This window comes from Cupriavidus sp. USMAA2-4, assembly GCF_001854305.1.
GTDB lineage: Bacteria > Pseudomonadota > Gammaproteobacteria > Burkholderiales > Burkholderiaceae > Cupriavidus > Cupriavidus malaysiensis.
In genome coordinates this window covers 1,186,818-1,208,475 of record NZ_CP017748.1, presented here as the reverse complement: position 1 = coordinate 1,208,475, position 21,658 = coordinate 1,186,818, and the positions used below count along the sequence as shown (strand labels likewise).

The window sequence follows — 21,658 nt, the reverse complement described above, 5'->3', positions numbered from 1 at the left end:
CGCATCGGCCCGGTTGGGGAAAGGGCGGCCGCAGGTCCGCCCTTTTTTCATTGAACAAGGCCGTGCCATCGGGCGGGGGGCACGGCGCTCCGGCCGCCGCCCGGCTGGGCTCAGCCCTTGACCGGCTCGCCGTCCTTGAGTCGCCACAGGTTCAGCGGATTGGCGTCCTGCAGGGCCGGCGGCAGCAGTTCGGCCGGCACGTTCTGGTAGCACACCGGGCGCAGGAAGCGTTCGATGGCGCTGGCGCCGACCGAGGTCGCGCGCGTGTCGGAGGTGGCCGGGAACGGGCCGCCGTGCACCATCGCGAACGAGACTTCCACGCCGGTCGGATAGCCGTTGAACAGCACGCGGCCCGCCTTGCGCTCCAGCACCGTCAGCAGGTTGCCGGCCTGGGCGTGGTCGGCGGCATCCGCCTGTACCGTGGCCGTCAACTGGCCTTCGAGGTGGCGGGCCACCGCCAGCATCTCGTCGGCATCGCGGCACACCACCAGCAGCGATGACGGTCCGAAGACTTCGGCCTGCGTGCGGTGGTCGGCCAGGAAGCGCGCGGCGGTGGTCTCGAACAGGGCCGGGCGCGCCTGGTTCGGGCCCGCGGCGGCGCAGCCCAGGCCGATGCGCTGCACGCCTTCGACCTCGGCGAGCTGCCCGGCCCCTTGCTCGTAGGCGCGATGGATGCCGGGCGTCAGCATGGTCGCGGCAGCCTTGTCCTGCAGCGCGGCGACCGCAGCCGCACGGAAGGCATCCAGCGCGTCACCTTGCTGTGCCAGCACCAGGCCGGGATTGGTGCAGAACTGGCCCGCGCCCAGCACCAGCGAATCGACCAGGTCGCGCGCGATCTGGCCGCCGCGCGACCGCAGCGCGGCCGGCAGCAGGAAGACCGGGTTGATGCTGCTCATTTCCGCATAGACGGGGATCGGCTGCGGGCGGCTGCTGGCGACCTGCACCAGGGCCAGGCCGCCGGCGCGCGAGCCGGTGAAGCCGACCGCCTGGATGGCGGGATGCGCGACCAGCGCGGTGCCGATCGAGGTGCCGCAGCCGACCAGCAGGGAGAACACGCCTTCCGGCAGCCCGGCGTCGGCCACTGCCTTCTGGATCACGCGCCCGACCAGTTCCGAGGTGCCGAGGTGGGCCGAATGCGCCTTGACCACCACCGGGCAGCCCGCCGCCAGGGCCGAGGCGGTATCGCCGCCGGCCACCGAGAAGGCCAGCGGGAAATTGCTGGCGCCGAACACGGCCACCGGGCCCACCGCGATCTTCTGCAGGCGCAGGTCGGGGCGCGGCGGCGTGCGCTGGGGCAGGGCGCTGTCCAGCGTGGCCGACTGCCAGCGGCCGTCGCGCAGTACGCGGGCGAACAGGCGCAGCTGGCCGGCGGTGCGGCCGCGTTCGCCCTGCAGCCGCGCCAGCGGCAGGCCGCTTTCCGCGTGGGCGCGCTCGATCAGGGCATCGCCCAGCGCCTCGATGCCGTCGGCGATGGCTTCCAGCAGGCGGGCGCGGGTCTCGGGCGGGGTGTTGCGGAAGGTGTCGAAGGCGGCCTCCGCCAGGGCGCAGGCGCGCTCGGCCTCGGCTTCCCCGCCGCCGCCGAAGACCGGCGCCAGGGTCTCGCCGGTGGCCGGATTGATCGCGTGGAGTCGGGTTTGCTGGCCGCGCACGGCACTTGCGCCGATCAGCATGTCGCCGGTGATGTTCATCTGGGTCTTCCTGCAAGGGGGTTGGCGGCACCGGTCCGGGGGCGGGCCGGCCGGAGGCATCGGGCAGGCTGTTGTTCAGCCTCCTGTGATAAGACATCCTACAACATGGGATGTGCCACCGCAAGCGGCGTGCAGGCCCTCCTCAGGCCTCGTTCTCCAGGGCGGCGGAGGCCTTGCGCAGGCGCTCGCGGCTGTTGGTCAGGTGCATGCGCATGGCGGCCTTGGCCGCCTCGGGATCGCGCCGCTCGATGGCGTCGAAGATGTTCTCGTGCTCGAAATTGACGCGTTCGAGGTACTGCTCGCGCTCGGGCGTGCTGACGTGCAGGCGGCTGCGCGGGATCACCATGGTGCCGAGGTGGCTCATGATGTCGGTGAAATAACGGTTGCCAGTGGCGCGCGCGATCGCCAGGTGGAAGGCGAAGTCGGAGCCGACCGAATCCTGCCCTGCGGCGGCGGTGCGCTCCAGTTCGTTGAGCGCGCGGCGCATCTCGGCAAGCTCCGCCTCACTGCGCCGCGTCGCGGCCAGGCTGGCGGCCTCGGCTTCGAGGCTGACGCGGAATTCGAGCATGGCCAGCACGTCCATCGCCGTGCCGACGGTGGCGGGGTCGAGGCGGAACGGTGTCGGTGCCTCGGCCGGCGGCGGCAGCACGAAGGTGCCGATGCCGTGGCGGGTTTCCACCAGTCCGCTGGCCTGCAGCCGCGACAGCGCTTCGCGCACCACCGTGCGGCTGACACCCAGCGCGGCCATGATCTCCGATTCCGTTGGCAGCTTGTCACCCGGCTTGAGCTGCCCCTGGCGGATGCGCTCGGTCAGGCTGCCGACGGCTTCCTCGGCCAGCGTGCGGCCGCGGCGGCGCGGGGAAGGTGAGGGGGCAAGCGCTTGGTTGGACATGGTGGCGGCGGACCTTGACCGGTTCTGGATAGCCTCATTATACTGCGTGATAAGTCATACGACGACTGATAACATATATGGGCCGGATGCCGATGCGATCCCCGCATGGCGGATCCGACCCTTCCGGAGACCCGGCCGCCATGCCCGAATCCCAGTCCACCGCCGCCACCACCATCGGCGCTTCCTTCCCTGCCACGCCGGTGGTCACCGAGCTGACCGTGGTGCCCGTCGCCGGGCATGACAGCATGCTGCTGAACCTGTCGGGCGCGCACGGCCCCTTCTTCACGCGCAATATCGTCATCCTGCGCGATAGCGCCGGCCATACCGGCGTGGGCGAGGTGCCCGGCGGGGAAGGCATCCGCCGGACGCTCGAAGATGCCCGCGAGCTGGTCGTCGGCCAGCCGGTCGGCCACTACCAGGCGGTGCTCAACCGTGCCCGCGCTGCCTTCGCCAGCCGCGACGCAGGTGGCCGGGGGTTGCAGACCTTCGACCTGCGCATCGCCATCCATGCCGTCACCGCGCTGGAAGCGGCCCTGCTCGACCTGCTCGGCAAGCATCTCGGGGTGCCGGTGGCCGCATTGCTTGGCGAAGGCCAGCAACGCGACGCGGTGGAGATGCTCGGCTATCTGTTCTATATCGGCGACCGCGCGCGCACGCCCTTGCCCTACCGCAGCGAGGCCGACGCGGACAATGCCTGGTTCCGCTTGCGCAACGAAGCGGCAATGACACCGGAGGCGATCGTGAGCCTGGCCGAGGCGGCGCATGCGCGCTATGGCTTCAATGACTTCAAGCTCAAGGGTGGCGTGCTGCGCGGCGATGAGGAAATGGAAGCCGTCACGGCGCTGGCCGAGCGCTTTCCGCAGGCGCGCATCACGCTCGACCCGAACGGCGCCTGGTCGCTGGCGGAGGCGGTGCGGCTTTGCCGCGACAAGCACGGCGTGCTGGCCTATGCCGAAGATCCGTGCGGCGCGGAGGAGGGCTATTCCGGGCGCGAGATCATGGCTGAATTCCGCACCGCCACCGGCCTGCCTACTGCCACCAACATGATCGCGACCGACTGGCGGCAGATGGGCCATGCCGTGCGCCTGCGCGCGGTGGACATCCCGCTGGCCGATCCGCACTTCTGGACCATGCAGGGTTCGGTGCGGGTGGCGCAGATGTGCGCGGAGTGGGGCCTGACCTGGGGTTCGCACTCGAACAACCACTTCGACATCTCGCTGGCCATGTTCACGCACGTGGCTGCCGCCGCGCCGGGGCGCATCACGGCCATCGACACCCACTGGATCTGGCAGGACGGCGAGCGGCTGACCCGCACGCCGCTGGTGATCGAGGAAGGCAAGGTCAAGGTTCCCACCGCGCCCGGCCTGGGCGTCGAGCTGGACATGGCGCAGCTGGAGCTGGCACACGCGCGCTACAAGCGCCTGGGCCTTGGCGCGCGCGACGACGCTGCCGCCATGCAGTACCTGATTCCCGGCTGGCGCTTCGACAACAAGGCGCCGTGCATGGTGAGGTGATCCGCAGCGGCCGCACGGCCGCGCCTTTGCGCATTCCCATTCCACTCGAAACAGAACACAACGAGGAGACAATATGCTTGCATCCAACCTGGGCGCCGGCAGCCGGGCCGACGGCCGCCTGATCACGACCGTGCGCCGCCTGGCGCGCCACTCGGCCCTTGCGCTGGGCACCGCCCTGGCCCTGGCGGCACATGCGACGGCGGCCGGCGCGGCCGCGCCGGCCTGGCCGCAGAAGGCTGTGTCGGTGGTCGTGCCGTTCCCGGCGGGCGGTTCCACCGATACCATCGCGCGCATGCTGGCGGCCCCGCTCAACGAGAAGCTGGGCCAGCCCTTCGTGGTCGACAACCGGCCGGGCGCGACCGGCGCCATCGGTGCCACCATGGTCAAGCGGGCGCCGGCCGACGGCTACACCATCATGGTCGCCTCGATCGGCGTCTACGCGGTCAATCCCTTCCTGCAGAAGCACCTGGCCTACGATCCGGCCAAGGACTTCGACCTGCTGACGGTCGCCGTGCGCGCGCCCAATGTGCTGGTGGCACGCACGGACTTTCCCGCCGGCAATGTGCGCGACCTGGTCGCCTACATGAAGAAGAATCCGGGCAAGGTGGCCTTCGCCACCTCGGGCGCCGGCTCTTCCGATCACCTGACCGCCGCGCTGTTCTGGCAGATGAGCGGCACCAGCGGCCTGCACGTGCCCTACAAGGGGGGCGCACCGGCCATCTCTGACCTGCTCGCGGGGCAGACCGACCTGTCCTTCCAGAACATCAACGCGGTGCTGCAGTACATCAAGGCCGGCAAGCTCAAGGCGCTGGCGGTCACCGCCGACAAGCGCGCCGCCGTGCTGCCCGACGTGCCGACCATGGCCGAAGCCGGTGTCAAGGATGTCGAGGTGTACTCCTGGCAGGGCGTGGCGGCGCCGCGCGGCCTGCCGGCCGACGTCAAGGCGCGCCTGCACGCGGCGCTGGTGGGCGCGCTCAACGAACCGGTCATGCGGCACAAGCTGGGCGAGAGCGGCTTCGAGGTGGTAGCCAATACTCCCGACCAGTTCGCGCAGTTCGAGCAGCAGGAACTGCAGCGCTGGAAGACGGTGATCGAAACCGGCAAGATCACGCTCGAATAGCCGTCTCAGGTCGCCAGGCACTCCCGCCGGCGCAAGGTGTACCGCGCCCTGGCGGGACGTGTATGCTGGCGCGGTGATCCGCGTCCTGTTGTCTCCTCCTTGCCTGCTGGTCGAAACGCGCTGGGGCATCCCGCGCGGCTTCGACGGGTTCGCGCCCGGTCCGCTGATCCTGCTGCGGCCGGGGGCGGACGCCGCCTTGCTGGCCCACGAAAAGGTGCACGTCCGGCAGTTCTGGCGCAGCTTCGGCCTGATGCCCTTGTGCTATCTGCTGAGCCGCCGCTGGCGCCTGCGCTACGAACTCGAAGCCTACCGGGAACAGATCCGCCATGCGGGCCCCGATGCCGTGCCGGCCTGCGCGCAGGCGCTGGCGCACGGCTATCGCCTGGGGATCACGGTGCAGCAGGCTCTCGGCCTGCTGATGGCGCCGGGCCCCGCCGAACGCAAGGCGCGCCCATGAGGTGGGGCCGGGCGACACGGCGGCGGCATCCCGGCATCCTCTACAATGGACACGGCCCGGGCGTTGGCCCGGGCCGTTTGAAGGTGGCGGAGACGGTGAGATTCGAACTCACGGATGGGTCACCCCATCGGCAGTTTTCAAGACTGCTGCCTTAAACCACTCGGCCACGTCTCCTGAAAGTGTACGCGCATTGTAGCGCGGCAGCCGGCGCTGGCCGGGCCGCGCATTATAGCAAGGGAGGGCGGTTCCAGGCAGGGGTAATGGCCTGCCTCGGTGCCGGCCGGGGCAGGTCGCGGCGGCCATGCGGAACCTTGGCCGCCGAGGCGTGCTCCTAGTCATGTCTCGGGTACGGGTACGCGGATCTCAGCGTATTCTCCCGGCTCTTGAGGAGAAACATAGATGCAAGGCAAGATCTGGTTCAGTATTGCGGCGGTGGCCGCTATCGCCGGCCTCGCCGGCTGCGCACAGCCGGGCGGCTACGGCGGCTACGGTGGTGGCTATGGCGGCGGCTATGGCGCGCCTCCGCCGCAGACCACCGGCTACCAGGGCCAGCCGCAAGGCAATACCTACCAGGCGCCGGCGGGCTCGGTGTTCTACGGGCGCGTGGAGTCGATCGAACCGCTCACCAATACGAGGGAGAGTTCGGGTATCGTCGGCACCCTGCTCGGCGGCGCCGCTGGCGGCCTGGTCGGCCACCAGATCGGCGGCGGTTCCGGACAGACCATCGCCACCATCGGCGGTGCCGTGCTTGGCGCGGTGGCCGGCAACCAGGTCGAGAAGCGCGTGGGCAGTTCGACCAGTACCGCTTACCGGGTCAATGTGCGCCTGGACGACGGCCGGCTGGCCACCGTGACCCAGAGCGACGTGAGTGCTCTGCGTGTCGGCGCGCGTGCCCAGGTCGCCAACGACAGGGCCACGCCTTACTGATGCCGCACGCCGGCCGGCGCTGCAGCAAGGAAAACGGCGCCTTCGGGCGCCGTTTTCGTTTCCGTGCCAAGGCAGCTCACGCCTTCAGGAACATCTCCTGCAGGTCGTTGAGGAAGCGCCGGCCGAGTTCCGTGGGCCGGATCTGCGTCAGATCCGCTTCGAGCAGCCCCTTGGCCTCGGCCGCGGCCAGCTGGCGGCTGATGGTGTGCAGCGGCAAGCCGGTGCGCTCGTGGAAGCTGGCGGCCGGCACGCCCTCGGTCAGGCGCAGCGCGTTGAGCATGAACTCGAACGGCAACTCGTCCGCCGACACGTCGTGCGCCTGCTGCACGGCGTTGCCGGACTTCGCCTGCGCCATGTAGGTGGCGGGGTGCTTGTGGCGCATCTGGCGCAGCACGCGGTTGGCGAAGGAAAGCTTGCCGTGCGCGCCCGCGCCGATGCCGAGATAGTCGCCGAAGCGCCAGTAGTTCAGGTTGTGGCGCGATTCGCGGTGCGGCCGCGCATAGGCCGAGGTCTCGTAATGGCGCAGGCCGGACTCGGCCGTGCGGGCCTCGATCAGGTCCTGCATGTCGCTGGCGAGGTCATCGTCGGGCAGCGCGGGCGGGAACCTGGCGAACAGGGTGTTGGGTTCCAGCGTCAGGTGGTACAGGGACAGGTGCGTGGTGCCGAAGCCCAGCGCCGTCTCCAGGTCCTGGGCGCATTCCTGCAGCGACTGCCCGGGCAGGGCATACATCACGTCCAGGTTGACGTTGTCGAAATTGGCCAGCGCGATCTCGACCGCGCGGTGCGCCTCCGCCGTGCCGTGGATGCGGCCGAGCGCGGCGAGGTGGCGGTCGTTGAAGCTCTGGATGCCGATCGACAGCCGGTTCACGCCGCTGGCGCGGTAGCTGGCGAAGCGCTCGGCCTCGAAGGTGCCGGGGTTGGCCTCCATGGTGATCTCGGCGTCGGCATCCAGCGGCAGCAGCGCGCGGATGTCGGACAACAGCCGGTCGAGGCCGCGCGCCGACAACAGGCTGGGCGTGCCGCCGCCGATGAAGACGGTGTGCACCTGGCGCCCCCACACCAGTGGCAGCGATTGTTCCAGGTCGGCGCGCAGCGCGTCGAGGTAGTCGTCTTCGGGGATCTCGTGGCTGCCCTCGGCTCCCGGTGCCGCATGCGAATTGAAGTCGCAGTAGGGACACTTGCGCACGCACCACGGCACGTGCACGTATAGCGACAGCGGCGGCAGTGCGGGTAGCGCGATCTGGCCGGGCTGCAGCCAGAGCTGCCGGGCCCGGTCGGGCGTCGCGGGCGATGCGGAGGGCGGGTCGGCCGCGACGGGCCGGATCGGGATCATGGCTGCGCCGCCTGCAGGCCGTTCTTGCCGAGGCGTTCCGTCAGCGCCGCCAGCGCCAGGGCGCGATGGCTGATGCGGTTCTTGTCCTCCGCGCTCAGTTCGGCCGCAGTGCGTCCCAGCTCGGGCAGCAGGAAGTGCGCGTCGTAGCCGAAGCCGCCGGTGCCGCGCGGCGTGTCCACGACTTCACCGGCCCAGCTGCCTTCGCTGATCAGGGGACGCGGATCGTCGGCGTGGCGTACCAGCACCAGCACGCAGTGGTACTGCGCGCCACGGTTCAGCTTGCCGGCCAGTTGCGAGACCAGGTGGGCGTTGTTGGCCGCATCGCTCTTCTCCTTGCCGGCCAGTTGCGCGTAGCGTGCCGAGTAGACACCCGGCGCACCGTCAAGTGCGTCGACGCAGATGCCGGAGTCATCCGCCAGCGCGGGCAGGCCCGACAGCCGGCTGGCGTGGCGCGCCTTGGCGAGCGCATTCTCGACGAAGGTCACGTGCGGTTCCTCGGCCTCGGGGATGCCGAGCTGGCCCTGGGGTACCACGTCGAAGCCGTAAGGCGCGAGCAGGGCGCTGAATTCCTTCAATTTACCTGCGTTGTTCGAAGCCAGGACCAGGCGTTGCATGGCGTGCTCCTTCATGCGAGCGCCAGGGCCTCGCGCTGGTGGCGCACCAGCTCGGCGATGCCTTGCTCGGCAAGGCGCGTCATGGCGTCGAGGTCGGCGCGCGAGAAGGGCGTGCCCTCGGCCGTGCCCTGCACTTCGACGAAGCCGCCGCTGCCGGTCATCACCACGTTCATGTCGGTATCGCAGTTGCTGTCCTCGGCATAGTCGAGGTCGAGCACCGCCACGCCGCCGACCATGCCGACCGAGACTGCGGCGACGAAGTCGCGGATCGGGCTGGCGGTGATCAGGCCGTCGCGCAGCATCATCGACACGGCATCGTGCGCGGCCACGAAGGCGCCGGTGATGGCCGCGGTGCGGGTGCCGCCATCGGCCTGCAGCACGTCGCAGTCGAGCTGTATGGTGTACTCGCCCAGCGCGCCCAGGTCGAACACCGAGCGCAGCGCGCGGCCGATCAGGCGCTGGATTTCCTGCGTGCGTCCCGTCTGCTTGCCGCGCGCGGCTTCGCGGTCCGAGCGGGTGTGCGTGGCGCGCGGCAGCATGCCGTACTCGGCCGTGACCCAGCCCTCGCCGCTGCCTTTCTTGTGCGGCGGGACCTTGGCCAGCACGCTGGCGGTGCACAGCACCTTGGTATCGCCGAAGGCACTCAGCACCGAACCTTCGGCGTGGCGGGTGTATTGGCGGGTCAGGGTGATCGGGCGCAGCGCCTCGGCTGCGCGTCCACTGGGTCGCATGGTTGTCTTGTCTTCAGAATCGGTATCGAGACCCGGATTCTACCGCCCGCGGCCGGCCCGTGCCGGAGGTACGGCCGCGGCTGCGCCCGGCGCCCGGCGCCAGGGACTCGTGGAAGAACCCGGTCCGCCCGGGAGCCGCGCCAGGCCCGGGAACGGCGTGCCGCAAGGCCGGAGCCTTGCGGGGCAGCGCCTTGCGACTAGCGCATCAGATTGCTGCTCTTGTCGATGGCGGCACGGATTTCGGCGATCGAACGTTCGATCTCCTCTTCCGAAAGCAGATCGCCCTCGCTGCCGTCGTGCTCAAGGATGGAGGTGGTAAAGGCATTGAGCGGCAGGGTGTCCGTCATCACCGCTTCCTCGCTGGCGGCCTGCGCCTCCAGTTCCCACATCATGCCGATGGCGGTGGTGTTGTCCGCGCCTTCGCCGGCCTGGCGCAGCGCCTGCTCGATCAGGGTGGGGATGGCCTGCACCACGGAGAGCTGGCTGAGCGTATCCACCAGCACTTTTTCATCCAGGCTGCCCCACAGGCCGTCGGAGCAGAGCAGGGCCACGTCGCCGGGTTCCAGCCGCACCGGGCCGCCGATGTCGATCAGCGGCAGGTTGGGTGAGCCGAGGCAGTTGTACAGTTTGTTGCGCTCCGGATGGTTGGCGACGTGCATCGGCAGCACGCGTTCCTGCTGGAGCAGGTTCTCGATCTTGGAGTGGTCGCGCGTGCGCGTAAGCAGTTGGCCGCGGCGCATCAGGTAGAGCCGCGAGTCGCCGGCGTGGGCCCAGTGGATCTGGCCGTTCTGCACCAGGCAGCAGACCACCGTGGTGCGCGGGATGTCGGGCAGGCGCTTGGCTTCCGCGTAACGGTGGATCTGCCGGTGGGCCAGCATGATCGAGTCCTGCAGGAAGTCGGCCGGATTGCGCACGGCCGGACGTGCCTGGGCCTGGAACTGGTGGGCCAGGGTCTGCAGGGCCTGCTGCGCGGCGACCTCGCCGAGCGCGTGGCCGCCCAGGCCGTCGGCAAGCACCATCAACAGCGCGTCGCGAGTGAAGCAGTAGCCCATGCGGTCCTGATTGCTGCGTCGGCCGCCTTTCCGGCTTTCCTGGTAAACGGAAAATCGCATGTTGGCTGGTTTCGGTTGGGTTCGTGGGTGGCGGCGTCAGGGTTGCCGGCGCTTGCCGGCACACTGGTTCATGATAGCGGCATCCAGGCGGGCATCGGTCGTGTGATTTGCGATGCGCGCCGGGCGCGTGTCGGGACGTCTCCGGGAGCGTGGGTCAGTCGCGGCCGCCGCCGAGGCGCTTGGGCTCGGTGGCCGGGCCGGCCTGGTCTTCGCGGCGGCGCAGCAGCGTCATCAGGCGCGTGGTCGGCGCGGGCTCCGGAGCGGCGGGTGCCGGCGCGGGCGCCTGCTCGCTCAGGGCATTGGTCTGCTCGCGCAGTTCCTTCTGCAGGCGGAACACGCTCTGCGGGCGCTCGGCCGGCGCAAGCCGCAGGCACCACTCGACCAGGTCGACCAGTCCCCCCGTATAGCTGGCGCGCAGGCGGGTCATGGCATCGCCCATGCGGTCGTCCTTCTCACGCTGGTTGGCCTCCTGCGGGGGCATGCCGGCCATGCAGGCGTAGAGCGTGGCGCCCAGGCTGTAGATATCGCTCCACGGTCCCAGTTCGCTGTGCTTGCCGTAGAGCTCGGGCGCGGCGAAGCCGGGCGTGTACATCGGCTGGAAGCGCGCGGCCTCCATCGTCAGCGTCTGCCGTGCGGCGCCGAAGTCGAGCAGGATCGGCGACTCGTCCTCGCGCAGGTAGATGTTGCCCGGCTTGATGTCGAGATGAAGCAGTTTGTGGATATGGACTTCGCGCAGCCCGCTCATCAGGGCATGGAAGACCCTGCGGATGAAATGCTCGCGCAGCACCTTGGGGCGGCCCTGCTGGCGCGCCTGCAGGATGTGTTCCTGCAGCGTCTTGCCCATCTCATAGTTCATCACCATGTAGACGGTGCCATTCTCGCGGAAGAAGTTGACCACGCGCACCACGCTGGGGTGGGAGATGCGGGCCAATGAGCGGCCTTCCTCGAAGAAATACTTCAGGCCGAGCCGGAACGACGCGGCGTTCTCGTCCGGGACCACCGGGATCAGTTCACCGGGGCTGCGGCGGGCCAGCGCGCCCGGCAGGTATTCCTTGATGGCGACCGGCGTGCCGGTCTCGTCGGTGGCCAGATAGACGAAACTGAACCCCCCGCTGGCCAACTTCTTTACAATACGATAATTGGACAGCAGCGTGCCGATGGGCAGCGGTGCACTCTTTGGTTGTGACGTGCCCTTGGACTCTGTCATAGGTTTCGGTGACGGGGTTGCCTCCGGATTGTCCCGGCTAATCGCTTGCTTGTAAAGAATACAAATAGGGGCCTGGCGGCCGTCTTTTCCGGCTTTGCCCGGCGTGCCGCGGCACCCCGCCGCACCGGCGCGAGCCGGCCCATTCGCGAGAATATCTGATGATCCACAGCATGACTGGCTATGGCGTGGCTACGCGCCACGCGCCGCTGACGAACGCACAGGGAGAGCCCAGCGGCCGCACGGCCGCCGTTTCGGTCGAGTTCCGCACCGTCAACTCGCGCTTCCTCGACCTGCTGTTCCGCGCACCGGAGGAATGCCGCGCATTCGAGCCTGCCCTGCGCGAGATGCTGATGGCCAAGCTGTCGCGCGGCAAGCTGGAATGCCGCATCAACCTGCAGCGTGCCGACGCCGGCGGTGCCACGCTGGCGCTCAACGATGGCTTGCTGGCGCAGATCCGCGAACTGGAGCGCACCGTGGCCGAGACCTTCCGCGAGGCGGGTTCGCTGCGCATGGGCGAGATCCTGCGCTGGCCCGGCGTGCTGGTCGAGCCGGAGCTGTCGCAGGATGCACTGCGCGAGGCCGTGACCGGGGCCGCCAAGGAAGCGCTGGCACAGTTGCTGGAAGCGCGGCGCCGCGAGGGCGAGGCCCTCAAGGCGGCGCTGCTGGAGCGGGTCGACGCGATGCTGGCCATCGTCGAGCGCCTGACGCCGACCATCCCGCAGTTGATCGCCCATCATCAGGAAAAGCTGACCGAGCGCCTGCAGGAGGCATTCAACCTGGCGGCGCCGGGCGGCATGCCGTCGATGAGCCGCGAGGAGATCACCGAGCGTATCCGCCAGGAGGCCACGGTCTACGGCATCCGTATCGATATCGCCGAGGAACTGTCGCGCCTGCAGGCTCACCTGAACGAGACGCGCCATATCCTGGGCAAGGGCGGGCAGGTCGGCAAGCGGCTCGATTTCATGATGCAGGAGCTGAACCGCGAGGCCAACACGCTCGGCTCGAAGGCCGCGGCCAAGGAACTCGCCGATGCGTCGATGGAACTGAAGCTGCTGATCGAGCAGATGCGCGAGCAGGTCCAGAACCTCGAGTAAGCCGTCTTCCGGCATCCCGTTTTTCCCGGCCCGGCGCGGCAGCCGGCCGGCATGGCAATACTTCTTCACCAGGCAACATCGGATCATCATGAACGAATCGACCACCAGTACTCTCGACACCGCCTATCCGGGCAACCTGTTCATGGTGGTGGCGCCATCGGGCGCGGGCAAGTCCACGCTGGTCAACGCGCTGCTGGCGCGCGACCCCAGCATCCGTCTGTCGATCTCGCACACCACGCGCGCGCCGCGCCCCGGCGAGCAGGATGGCCGCGAGTATCACTTCACCGGTATCGACGCCTTCCGCGCAGCGCGCGCGCGCGGCGATTTCCTCGAGTGGGCAGAGGTACACGGCAACTACTACGGCACCTCGCGCGTGTGGATCGAGGAGCAGATGGCGCAGGGCAACGACGTGTTGCTGGAGATCGACTGGCAGGGCGCGCAGCAGGTGCACAAGCGCTTCTCCAATGCCGTCGAGATCTTCATCCTGCCGCCGTCGCTGACGGCGCTGGAAGAGCGGCTGAATAAGCGCGGACAGGACGAGCCGAACGTCATCGTGCGGCGCCTGCTGGCCGCCGGCAGCGAGATGGCGCATGCCAGCGAGTCCGACTACGTGATCATCAATGAGGTATTCGAGCAGGCGCTCGAAGAGCTCAGCAGCGTCGTTCGCGCGACCCGTCTGCGCTTTTCGGCGCAGAAGGCGCGCCACAGCGGCCTCTTTGTCGAGCTCGGCATCCACTGAGAGCGGGCGCGCTGGCAACGCTTGCGCCCGCGTGCTGTAAAATGGCTGACATCGCATAGGTTTAGTCCCAAGGTAGATTTGATATGGCGCGTATTACCGTCGAAGATTGTCTGAAACACATCCCGAACCGCTTCGAGCTCGCGCTTGCGGCCACGTACCGGGCACGCCAGCTGGTGCAGGGCCATACCCCCAAGGTGGAGGCGAAGGACAAGCCCACCGTGGTGGCGCTGCGCGAGATTGCTTCCGGCCAGGTCGGCATCGAGATGCTGAAGAAGGTCCCGACCTGATCGCCAGGGCGGCCTGCGGTAACACTCAGTCTGGTGCATGCGCGTACCCAGCCGGATCCCGGAGGCCGCCTCGATGTCTTCTTCCCAGCCTTCCCACGTATCAGCAGTGCCCGGCACCGGCGTGGCGCCGGCCGGCGCGCGTGGCGAAGCGCTCACTGAGACGGAAGCCCATGGCGCTTCCGTCTCGGGCCGCAAGCGCGGCACGCCGGGCCAGGGCCCGGTGACGGCGCGTACCGGGGCGCCCAACCTGCCGGATCCGCTCGGCGGTAACGTGGTGGGCGAACGCGCGGTGGTCCCGCCGATCGCGCAGGCCAAGGCGCGCCAGCAGGAGGCGAGCCAGGCGACGGCGCCGGCTGTGCCCGCGCCAGGGGCTGCCGCCCCGGCCGCCGCCGACGCCCTGTTCATCGATGCGGTGCTGGAGCAGTCCTACCGCCACTTTTTCGGCCCGACCTCCCAGCCGGCCGTTCCTCCCCGCCAGCAGGTCATCTCCATCACCCGTCTGATGGAGAAGCTGTCGTACCTGAAGCCTGCCGACCAGGCCCTGGTGCGGGAAGCCTTCCAGTTTTCCGACGAGGCCCATCTCGGCCAGTATCGCCAGAGCGGCGAGCCCTATATCACTCACCCGGTGGCCGTGGCCGAGTTGTGCGCCGACTGGCGGCTGGATGTGCAGTCCATCATGGCGGCACTGCTGCACGACGTGATGGAAGACCAGGGCGTGACCAAGGGCGAGCTGGCCGAGCGCTTCGGTCCCAAGGTCGCGGAACTGGTCGACGGCCTCACCAAGCTCGACAAGCTCGAGTTCCAGAGCCGCGAGCAGGCGCAGGCGGAGAGCTTCCGCAAGATGCTGTTGGCGATGGCGCGCGATGTCCGTGTGATCCTGGTCAAGCTGGCCGATCGCACGCACAATATGCGCACGCTCGATTTCGTGCCGCCGGAGAAGCGGCGCCGGATCGCGCTCGAGACGATGGAGATCTACGCGCCGATCGCCCACCGTCTTGGCCTGAACACCACCTATCGCGAACTGCTCGAGCTGTCGTTCAAGGTCGGCTCGCCGTTCCGCTACGCCACGCTGGAAAAGGCTGTCAAGGCGGCGCGGGGCAATCGCCGCGAAGTGGTCAAGCGCATCCTGGAGGCCGCGCAGAAGTCCCTGGCCGATGCCGGCATCGTGGCCGAGCTGTCCGGGCGCGAGAAGACGCTGTACAGCATCTACCGCAAGATGCACGACAAGCAGTTGTCGTTCTCGCAGGTGCTGGACGTGTACGGCTTCCGGGTGGTGGTCGAGACGCAGATGCACTGCTATATGGCGCTGGGCGCGCTGCACTCGCTGTACAAACCCATGCCCGGCAAGTTCAAGGACTACATCGCGATCCCCAAGATCAACGGCTACCAGTCCTTGCATACCACGCTGGTGGGCCCGTTCGGCACGCCGGTGGAATTCCAGATCCGCACCCGCGAGATGCACCAGATCGCCGAGGCCGGCGTGGCCGCGCACTGGATGTACAAGCACCAGCCGGAGCAGGCCAACGAGATCCAGCAGCAGGCACACCAGTGGTTGCAGTCGCTGCTCGATATCCAGAGCCAGACCGGCGACTCGCAGGAATTCCTTGAGCACGTCAAGATCGACCTGTTCCCGGACGCGGTCTATGTCTTCACGCCCAAGGGGCATATCCGCGCGCTGCCGCGCGGCGCCACCGCGCTGGACTTCGCCTACGCGGTGCACAGCGACCTGGGCAACCAGTGCGTCGCCGTCAAGATCAACAACGAGTTGCTGCCGCTGCGCACCGAGCTCAAGAGCGGCGATATCGTCGAGGTGGTGACGGCGCCGTACTCGAAGCCCAACCCGGCCTGGCTGGCCTTCGTTCGCACCGGCAAGGCGCGCGCTGCGATCCGCCACTACCTGAAGACCACCAAGCTCGACGAAGCCATCCAGCTGGGAGAGCGTCTGCTGGAGCAGGCCGCGCGCCAGCTCGGCATCGACCTGAAGGCGGTGCCTGCGATGGTGTGGGAGCGCATGATCCAGTGGACCGGCAACAAGCAGCGCGAGGACATCTTCGCCGACCTGGCGCTGGGGCGCCGCGTGCCGGCCGTGGTGGCCAAGCGCATGGAAATCCTGCTGCAGGAACTGTCAGGCGATACCGACAGCTCGCTGATGGCGGCGGTACAGACCTTTGCCGGCGAAGAAGCGCCGGCGGTGGCGGTGACCGGCGACGAAGGCATGTCGATGATTTTCTCGACCTGCTGCCGGCCGATTCCCGGCGACTCCATCGTCGGCTACCTGGGCAAGGGCGAAGGCCTGCAGATCCATGTGCAGGACTGCAAGGTTGCCAAGCGGCTGCACAGCAAGGATCCGGAGCACTGGATCGATGTCATGTGGGCGCACAAGACCACGCGTTCCTTCGATGTCTCCATCAAGGTCATGGTGCGCAACGTCAAGGGTATCGTCGCCCGCGTGGCGGCCGACCTGACGGCGGCCGATGCCAATGTCGCGCACGTGGCGATGGAGCAGAACGTCATCCACCAGGAAGCGACCTACATGCAGTTCATCATCCAGGTGCAGAACCGCCTGCACCTGGCCAACGTGATGCGGGCGTTGCGGCGCGACCCGGATGTGATCCGCATCTTCCGCGACCGTAACGACAACTGAGTCGGCATGCCGCCCGGCGCTTGGTGCGCCAGGCGATGCCGCGCGGCGGCGCGCTCAGGCCGTGCCCGCCTCTCCGGCGCTCCGGCGCGGCGGGTAGCGGACCTCCAGCACTTCGATCTGTTCGACGCCGTTGGGTGTGCGCAGCGGCACCGTGTCGCCCTCGCGGGCCTTGATCAAGGCCTTGGCGATCGGTGAGATCCAGCTGACGCGATGCTGGTCGAGATCCACCTCGTCCATGCCGACGATGGTGATGGTGTTCTCTTCGCCGGCGCCATTGAGATAAGTGACGGTGGCGCCGAAGAAGATCTGGTCGTTGTCGCCTTGCAGCGAGGGGTCGACCACTTCGGCTTTGTCCAGCCTGCGGGTCAGGAAGCGGATGCGCCGGTCGATCTCGCGCAGGCGCTTCTTGCCGTAAAGATAGTCGCCATTCTCGGAACGGTCGCCGTTCGACGCCGCCCACGACACGATCTGGACCACGTCGGGCCGATCCACGTCGATCAGGTGCATCAACTCATCGCGCAGCCGCTGGTAGCCTTGCGCGGTGATGTAGTTCTTGGTGCCGGGCGGCAGCGGTGCCGCGCCTTCCGGCAGGTCGTCATCGTCATCGCCGGACGACTCTTTGACAAACGCCTTGTTCATGTTCGGATCACATCGCTTGGGCTCCCATTATAGGAAGCGAGGATGCCCAGGCCCAGCCCGGCAAAAAAGTGAGTGAAGGGGGTTCACAAAAATGAAAAGTACGATATAATCTTTTTCTCGCGTGCGGCTGTAGCTCAGTTGGATAGAGTACTTGGCTACGAACCAAGGGGTCGTGGGTTCGAATCCTGCCAGCCGCGCCACCTATGAGAAGAAAGGGCTTCCGGAAACGGAAGCCCTTTTTGCATTGCGACGCCGTGTGCATGGTGTCCCGCCGCGCGCGGGCCATCCCGCATGTCTTGCGCAGTCCAGCGCGGACTACTAGGCTGCAAGTGTCCTGGATCACAAATCCGCTGGTGACGTTTCTGTCGTTTCTGTCGAGAAGACGAAGCCGCCCAATGCAATGCATCGTCGCGAGTGCTCGTCAGGCTCCAAGCCTCGCAACGCTCCGTTCCTGGCCCCGCGCGACTTCCCGGCAGACCGGGTCATTCCACGTATTGAAGAATCAGGGCACTAGCATGCTGTTCGCACACGCGATGCGTGGCGGCCGTCCGCGTTGCTGCGGCTGTCGTCGTCCGCCTTCGCGGACCGCCTGAACGCTTCGCGAGTCACGATCCCCCGCAGCAGGAGGCAGCCCGATGAGAGAGACCGCTTGGCGTGTCGAGGCCTACCGCAGCATGGACGTCTATGTCCGTACGCTGTTGCGTCGCCAGGCCGGTCCGGGGCCGCAGGCAGCGGAAGGGCAGGGCGGCTTGTGGGGTTATGAGGCGCGTGTCTGCCAGCAGGGTGCGGATCCCTCGGATGCGGGCGATACCGATCTGCTGTCGAGCGGGGCGGGCGGGTTTGCCACCCGGCACGCCGCCGAGGTGGCGGCCTTTGTCGCCGGCTATGGCTTGGTCGACCGCCTCCTCGGGCCACTGGAGTAATGATCGAAGGGTGGCGAGTGACGCGGCACTACCGCGTCGAGCCTCTCCTTCTGCAGGAATGCGCTGCCTGTCTTGCTCCGAGTCCGCTTGGGAGAGACTCGCAATACCGGGTGGCCCAGTCCGCCTGAATCGGGTTCGGTGCGGCGGTGCGCCAAACCGGCGCAGCCGCACGGCTGGCCGGCACGGGTCTGGTGCGAAAGCTCTTGCATTGCGCTGCGGAATGGGTCATAATGCATCTCCTTCAGACGCGGGGTGGAGCAGTTGGCAGCTCGTCGGGCTCATAACCCGAAGGTCGCAGGTTCAAGTCCTGCCCCCGCAACCAGTTTCCCTTCAGTTCCCTCGAAGTTGCCCGCATGGCGGCATTGAGGCGGCAAGACGGCCGATTCGGCCAATCTCCCAGGCAGGTCTCCGATTTCGCGATCCCGGTAACGGGGTTGCTGCCCATCGCGCACCCGCGATGCGCTTGCAGGCAGCGCACGTGATCGCATTGGCTCGCATTTGCTCAGCCTCAAATAGAAATGATTCGCATTTTCTTTGAGGCTGATCTTCCCCTACAATGGCACCCTGGCCAGCCCGGAGAGGTGTCTTTCACACCGTGCAGGCCCGTTTCCCGCTACTTGCAAGGTGATCGACGTCATGATGCTGCAGATTCCCGAAGTGCTGTCCCCGCAACAGGTCGCGCAATGCCGCGCCATCATCGAGGCGGCGCCGTGGCAGGATGGCAATGCGACATCGGGTTTCCAGTCGGCGCTGGCCAAGCGCAACCTGCAGCTGCCCGAGGGCTCTCCGGCAGCACGCCAGGCCGGCGCGTTGATCGAGGAGGCCTTGTCCGCCAATGCGCTGTTCTTCTCCGCAGCGTTGCCGCTCAAGGTGTTTCCCCCCTTGTTCAACCGCTATGAAGGCGGCGGCACTTTCGGCAACCATGTCGACAACGCGATCCGCTACCTGCGCGGGAGCAGCTTCCGCGTGCGCAGCGACCTCTCCGCGACCCTGTTCCTGACCGCTCCGGAAGACTATGACGGCGGCGAACTGGTGGTCGAGGACACGTTCGGCCAGCAGCGTGTCAAGTTGCCGGCGGGCCATATGGTGCTGTATCCGGCCAGCAGCGTGCACCACGTGACGCCGGTCACGCGGGGCGCACGGATTTCATCGTTCTTCTGGATTCAAAGCATGGTGCGCGACGACGGCCAGCGTGCGCTGCTGTTCGATCTCGACACGCAGATCCAGCGCGTCGGGCAGGCGCTGGGGCAGCAGGAGGCGGCGGTAGTCGGCCTGACCGGTGTCTATCACAACCTGCTGCGGCGCTGGGCCGACGCCTGAGTGGCCTGCTGGTGGGGAGATCCTAGTGCGGAGGACGCTGCGGGCGCACCGGGATGGCGGCGACGCGACGCCGGGCGGGCTTGAGGCGCCGCTCCGGCCACAGCACATAATTGGTGTGCGGATCCAGCGGCTTGCCCAGATACGAAACCCAGACCTGCACGCCGTGCTCGGTCTCGGCGATGATGGCGGCAACGGCACGCGCCGCCGCAGAGGGGGATTTCAGCAGGTCCGCCAGCGCCTCGACGCCTTGGACCACATGATGCTTCACCCCCCTGAACCATGCGTACTGACGCATGGCAGATAACAGACGCTTGGTCATGGACGCTATTCCCGGACTGAATGGGACGTATGACCGCAGCTTACACCGCTTTGTTCAATGCCTGCGCGAGGCAGAGGCCTGAGGATTTTCCCCAGGTCCGGGTGGCGCATTGACACCCCCGGCCCTTTGCTTTAGCGTCGATCGCAGGGGGCGCGGCTGTGCCCCCGCGCACCGTCCGGGTCGCGTCGCGACCGCCGGCGCATCGAGCAAGGAGCTTGCTGATGACCGAAGACATGCTGCTGCAGCTGATGGAGGAAGTCGAGAAGGAAGACCCGATCGACTATGCCAATCTTCCTTTCGATGACGATGCGCTGCGCGCGCTGGTGTGCCGGCTGGTGGCAGAGCGCTCGACCGAGATGGAGGCATCCGGACTGCCCCTCGAAGCCATCCTTGCCACCATGTGGGCGTCCACGGCCAAGCTGGTGCTGGAGAACCTCGTGCTGAACGCCCGCCTGCTGACGCTGCAGGGAACCCCCCAGGACGCCCAGGCCTTGATTGCCCGCATCGCGCGGCGTGCCCCCGGCGACGACTGAGCACTCACGGCCGCGCACGCCGCCGGTGCGGTGGGTGGGGCGCCGGCCGATGCTATCGTTGACACCCATCAAGCGGCGCGGGCGCCGCACCTGTCCGTCCGTCCGCATTTCGCTAGAATACGGTCTTTCGCCCCCGGGGCGGCTCGGCCTCCGCTCGGGTGGCACGGCCGTTACGGCGGTGGCTTTGGAGGACTTCGGGTGATCAAGTGGATTATCGTCGCGGGCTATCTGGGCGCGATCCTGTACGTACATTTCCGCGGCAAGGTGCGCCTGCGCATCTGGCGCCAGCTGCTCGACCACTCGGCGGTGGTGGCACCGCTGAATTGCTTCATGTATGCCTTCTCGGGCGTGCCGCGCACGCCCTACATCCCGGTCGAGCAGTTTCCCGAGCTGGAGAAACTGCGCGCGGCCTGGCCCGAGATCCGCGACGAGGGGCTCGCGCTGGCGGCCATGCGCAAGATCAAGGCCGCCGAGAAGAACGATGACGCGGGCTTCAATTCCTTCTTCAAATATGGCTGGAAGCGCTTCTACCTGAAGTGGTACGAGGCGAACCACCCGTCGGCCGAGACGCTGTGCCCGCGCACGGTCGCGCTGCTGCGCGAGCTGCCGAGCGTGAAGGCGGCGATGTTCGCGGAACTGCCGCCGGGAGGCAAGCTGAACCCGCACCGCGATCCGTTCGCCGGGTCGCTGCGCTACCACCTGGGCCTGTCCACGCCCAATGACGACCGCTGCTTCATCGAAGTCGATGGCGAGCGCCACAGCTGGCGCGATGGCGTTGGCGTGGTGTTCGACGAAACCTACCTGCACTGGGCCGAGAACAAGAGCGAGGCCAATCGCCTGATCCTGTTCTGCGACGTCGAGCGCCCGATGCGCTTCGGCTGGGCGGCGCGGGTCAACCGCTGGCTGGGCCGCAAGCTGATGACGGCGGCAAGCTCGCCTAACGAGGAAACGGACCAGACCGGCATGATCAACCGACTGTTCCGCATCGTCTGGCTGGGCGGCCAGTACCGCCGCCGCTTCAAGGCCTGGAGCCGGCCGCTCTACTATGTGGTGAAGTTCGGCCTGATCGTGGCCGGCATTGCCCTGATCGTCTATCTGTAAGGCTGGCCGTCCCGCGCGCACCGCGGGACGGCGCACGGCTTGCGTGCCGCAGTGAAAGCGGCCGCGGCCGGATCCTTGTCCTATCCCTATCCACTGAGCGCCCGCCTGCGCCGGGCCGCTGCGGAGCCCCTTTCATGCGTTCCTACCTGACCCTTGCCGCTGCCCTGGCAATGGCCTCCTGCGGCGGTACGGCGCCGGCTCCCGGCGCGGCTCCGGTCCGGGCGGCACCGTCGCCGCCAGCGGCAACGGCTGCGACGGTGGCCCCGGCAGCGGCCGGCCGGCCGGCGGGCCCGGCCGCGATCGGCATGCCGAATCCGGCTTCGGCCAATTGCGCACAGCGGGGTGGCACCCTCCAGATCGTCAGTTCCGCCGCCGGCCAGGCGGGTACCTGCAGCTTCCCCAACGGCAAGCAGTGCGAAGAGTGGGCCCTGTTGCGCGGCGAGTGCTCGCCCGACTGAGGGGCC

At 67.9% G+C, this 21,658-nt stretch carries 22 protein-coding genes and 3 tRNA genes; 15 read left to right on the top strand and 10 right to left on the bottom strand.

Annotation, left to right across the window (positions count from 1 at the left end; genetic code table 11):
- Positions 1–110: 110 nt before the first annotated feature.
- Together BKK79_RS05385 and BKK79_RS05380 are read right to left on the bottom strand one after the other, a co-directional pair.
- Positions 111–1,688, bottom strand: a complete 1,578-nt coding sequence (locus BKK79_RS05385) for an aldehyde dehydrogenase (NADP(+)) (RefSeq protein ID WP_071037285.1) — start codon at positions 1,686–1,688, stop codon at positions 111–113.
- Positions 1,689–1,830: 142 nt separating this feature from the next.
- Positions 1,831–2,580, bottom strand: coding sequence for a FadR/GntR family transcriptional regulator (locus BKK79_RS05380; protein WP_071037284.1), 750 nt, complete (start codon positions 2,578–2,580; stop codon positions 1,831–1,833).
- 140 nt (positions 2,581–2,720) lie between these two features.
- On the opposite strand from BKK79_RS05380, the gene gudD reads away from it, so the two are divergent.
- From gudD to BKK79_RS05365, 3 genes are all read left to right on the top strand, one after another.
- Positions 2,721–4,094: a glucarate dehydratase gene (gudD, locus tag BKK79_RS05375; RefSeq protein WP_071037283.1), complete on the top strand. Its 1,374-nt coding sequence runs from the start codon at positions 2,721–2,723 to the stop codon at positions 4,092–4,094.
- Positions 4,095–4,167: 73 nt separating this feature from the next.
- Complete coding sequence (locus BKK79_RS05370; RefSeq protein WP_083383996.1) at positions 4,168–5,214, top strand: Bug family tripartite tricarboxylate transporter substrate binding protein; 1,047 nt, start codon at positions 4,168–4,170, stop codon at positions 5,212–5,214.
- A gap of 73 nt (positions 5,215–5,287) precedes the next feature.
- Entirely contained in the window at positions 5,288–5,671 is a 384-nt protein-coding gene (locus BKK79_RS05365) for a hypothetical protein (RefSeq protein ID WP_071038429.1), read from the top strand.
- Between the two features lie 84 nt (positions 5,672–5,755).
- Here the strand turns inward: BKK79_RS05365 and BKK79_RS05360 are convergent.
- Positions 5,756–5,845: transfer RNA gene (locus BKK79_RS05360), tRNA-Ser, on the bottom strand.
- Between the two features lie 225 nt (positions 5,846–6,070).
- On the opposite strand from BKK79_RS05360, the gene BKK79_RS05355 reads away from it, so the two are divergent.
- Entirely contained in the window at positions 6,071–6,598 is a 528-nt protein-coding gene (locus BKK79_RS05355) for a glycine zipper 2TM domain-containing protein (protein WP_071011763.1), read from the top strand.
- A gap of 76 nt (positions 6,599–6,674) precedes the next feature.
- On the opposite strand, the gene hemW is transcribed toward BKK79_RS05355, so the two are convergent.
- The 5 genes from hemW to BKK79_RS05330 form a co-directional block, all read right to left on the bottom strand.
- The gene (gene hemW / locus BKK79_RS05350; protein ID WP_071011765.1) at positions 6,675–7,931 is read right to left on the bottom strand and encodes a radical SAM family heme chaperone HemW; all 1,257 of its coding nucleotides are present in this window, start codon (positions 7,929–7,931) and stop codon (positions 6,675–6,677) included.
- Positions 7,928–8,545: an RdgB/HAM1 family non-canonical purine NTP pyrophosphatase gene (rdgB, locus tag BKK79_RS05345; RefSeq protein ID WP_071016200.1), complete on the bottom strand. Its 618-nt coding sequence runs from the start codon at positions 8,543–8,545 to the stop codon at positions 7,928–7,930. The genes hemW and rdgB overlap by 4 nt, the downstream gene beginning before the upstream one ends.
- Before the next feature lie 11 nt (positions 8,546–8,556).
- Positions 8,557–9,276 carry a ribonuclease PH gene (gene rph, locus BKK79_RS05340; RefSeq protein ID WP_071011767.1) on the bottom strand — a complete coding sequence of 240 codons (720 nt, stop codon included), beginning with the start codon at positions 9,274–9,276 and terminating at the stop codon, positions 8,557–8,559.
- Positions 9,277–9,473: 197 nt separating this feature from the next.
- The gene (locus BKK79_RS05335) at positions 9,474–10,388 is read right to left on the bottom strand and encodes a PP2C family protein-serine/threonine phosphatase (protein ID WP_071011769.1); all 915 of its coding nucleotides are present in this window, start codon (positions 10,386–10,388) and stop codon (positions 9,474–9,476) included.
- A 154-nt stretch (positions 10,389–10,542) separates the two neighbouring features.
- Positions 10,543–11,595, bottom strand: a complete 1,053-nt coding sequence (locus BKK79_RS05330; protein ID WP_071011771.1) for a serine/threonine-protein kinase — start codon at positions 11,593–11,595, stop codon at positions 10,543–10,545.
- A 158-nt stretch (positions 11,596–11,753) separates the two neighbouring features.
- On the opposite strand from BKK79_RS05330, the gene BKK79_RS05325 reads away from it, so the two are divergent.
- The 4 genes from BKK79_RS05325 (at position 11,754) to BKK79_RS05310 (ending at position 16,359) form a co-directional block, all read left to right on the top strand.
- Complete coding sequence (locus BKK79_RS05325; RefSeq protein WP_071037282.1) at positions 11,754–12,689, top strand: YicC/YloC family endoribonuclease; 936 nt, start codon at positions 11,754–11,756, stop codon at positions 12,687–12,689.
- An 88-nt stretch (positions 12,690–12,777) separates the two neighbouring features.
- Positions 12,778–13,428, top strand: a complete 651-nt coding sequence (gene gmk, locus BKK79_RS05320; RefSeq protein ID WP_071011774.1) for a guanylate kinase — start codon at positions 12,778–12,780, stop codon at positions 13,426–13,428.
- 83 nt (positions 13,429–13,511) lie between these two features.
- Complete coding sequence (gene rpoZ, locus BKK79_RS05315; RefSeq protein ID WP_006578656.1) at positions 13,512–13,715, top strand: DNA-directed RNA polymerase subunit omega; 204 nt, start codon at positions 13,512–13,514, stop codon at positions 13,713–13,715.
- A 220-nt stretch (positions 13,716–13,935) separates the two neighbouring features.
- Positions 13,936–16,359: a RelA/SpoT family protein gene (locus BKK79_RS05310; protein ID WP_071038428.1), complete on the top strand. Its 2,424-nt coding sequence runs from the start codon at positions 13,936–13,938 to the stop codon at positions 16,357–16,359.
- A gap of 54 nt (positions 16,360–16,413) precedes the next feature.
- Here the strand turns inward: BKK79_RS05310 and greB are convergent, their stop codons facing one another.
- On the bottom strand, positions 16,414–16,998 hold the full coding sequence (gene greB, locus BKK79_RS05305) for a transcription elongation factor GreB (RefSeq protein WP_071011776.1): 585 nt from the start codon (positions 16,996–16,998) through the stop codon (positions 16,414–16,416).
- Between the two features lie 123 nt (positions 16,999–17,121).
- On the opposite strand from greB, the gene BKK79_RS05300 reads away from it, so the two are divergent.
- From BKK79_RS05300 to BKK79_RS05285, 4 genes are all read left to right on the top strand, one after another.
- Positions 17,122–17,198: transfer RNA gene (locus BKK79_RS05300), tRNA-Arg, on the top strand.
- 435 nt (positions 17,199–17,633) lie between these two features.
- Positions 17,634–17,921 (top strand): hypothetical protein, encoded by a 288-nt coding sequence (locus BKK79_RS05295; protein WP_071011777.1) that lies wholly within the window; start codon positions 17,634–17,636, stop codon positions 17,919–17,921.
- 246 nt (positions 17,922–18,167) lie between these two features.
- A tRNA-Met gene (locus BKK79_RS05290) sits at positions 18,168–18,243 on the top strand.
- A 314-nt stretch (positions 18,244–18,557) separates the two neighbouring features.
- Positions 18,558–19,241, top strand: a complete 684-nt coding sequence (locus tag BKK79_RS05285; RefSeq protein WP_071016204.1) for a Fe2+-dependent dioxygenase — start codon at positions 18,558–18,560, stop codon at positions 19,239–19,241.
- 22 nt (positions 19,242–19,263) lie between these two features.
- Here the strand turns inward: BKK79_RS05285 and BKK79_RS05280 are convergent, their stop codons facing one another.
- Positions 19,264–19,560 carry a hypothetical protein gene (locus BKK79_RS05280; protein WP_071011778.1) on the bottom strand — a complete coding sequence of 99 codons (297 nt, stop codon included), beginning with the start codon at positions 19,558–19,560 and terminating at the stop codon, positions 19,264–19,266.
- Between the two features lie 221 nt (positions 19,561–19,781).
- Here BKK79_RS05280 and BKK79_RS05275 point away from each other — a divergent pair, with 221 nt between their 5' ends.
- From BKK79_RS05275 to BKK79_RS05265, 3 genes are all read left to right on the top strand, one after another.
- Positions 19,782–20,093 (top strand): hypothetical protein, encoded by a 312-nt coding sequence (locus BKK79_RS05275; protein WP_071037281.1) that lies wholly within the window; start codon positions 19,782–19,784, stop codon positions 20,091–20,093.
- A 198-nt stretch (positions 20,094–20,291) separates the two neighbouring features.
- Entirely contained in the window at positions 20,292–21,194 is a 903-nt protein-coding gene (gene lpxO / locus BKK79_RS05270; protein ID WP_071011781.1) for a lipid A hydroxylase LpxO, read from the top strand.
- Positions 21,195–21,328: 134 nt separating this feature from the next.
- The gene (locus BKK79_RS05265; RefSeq protein WP_232346270.1) at positions 21,329–21,652 is read left to right on the top strand and encodes a putative hemolysin; all 324 of its coding nucleotides are present in this window, start codon (positions 21,329–21,331) and stop codon (positions 21,650–21,652) included.
- Positions 21,653–21,658: the final 6 nt, after the last annotated feature.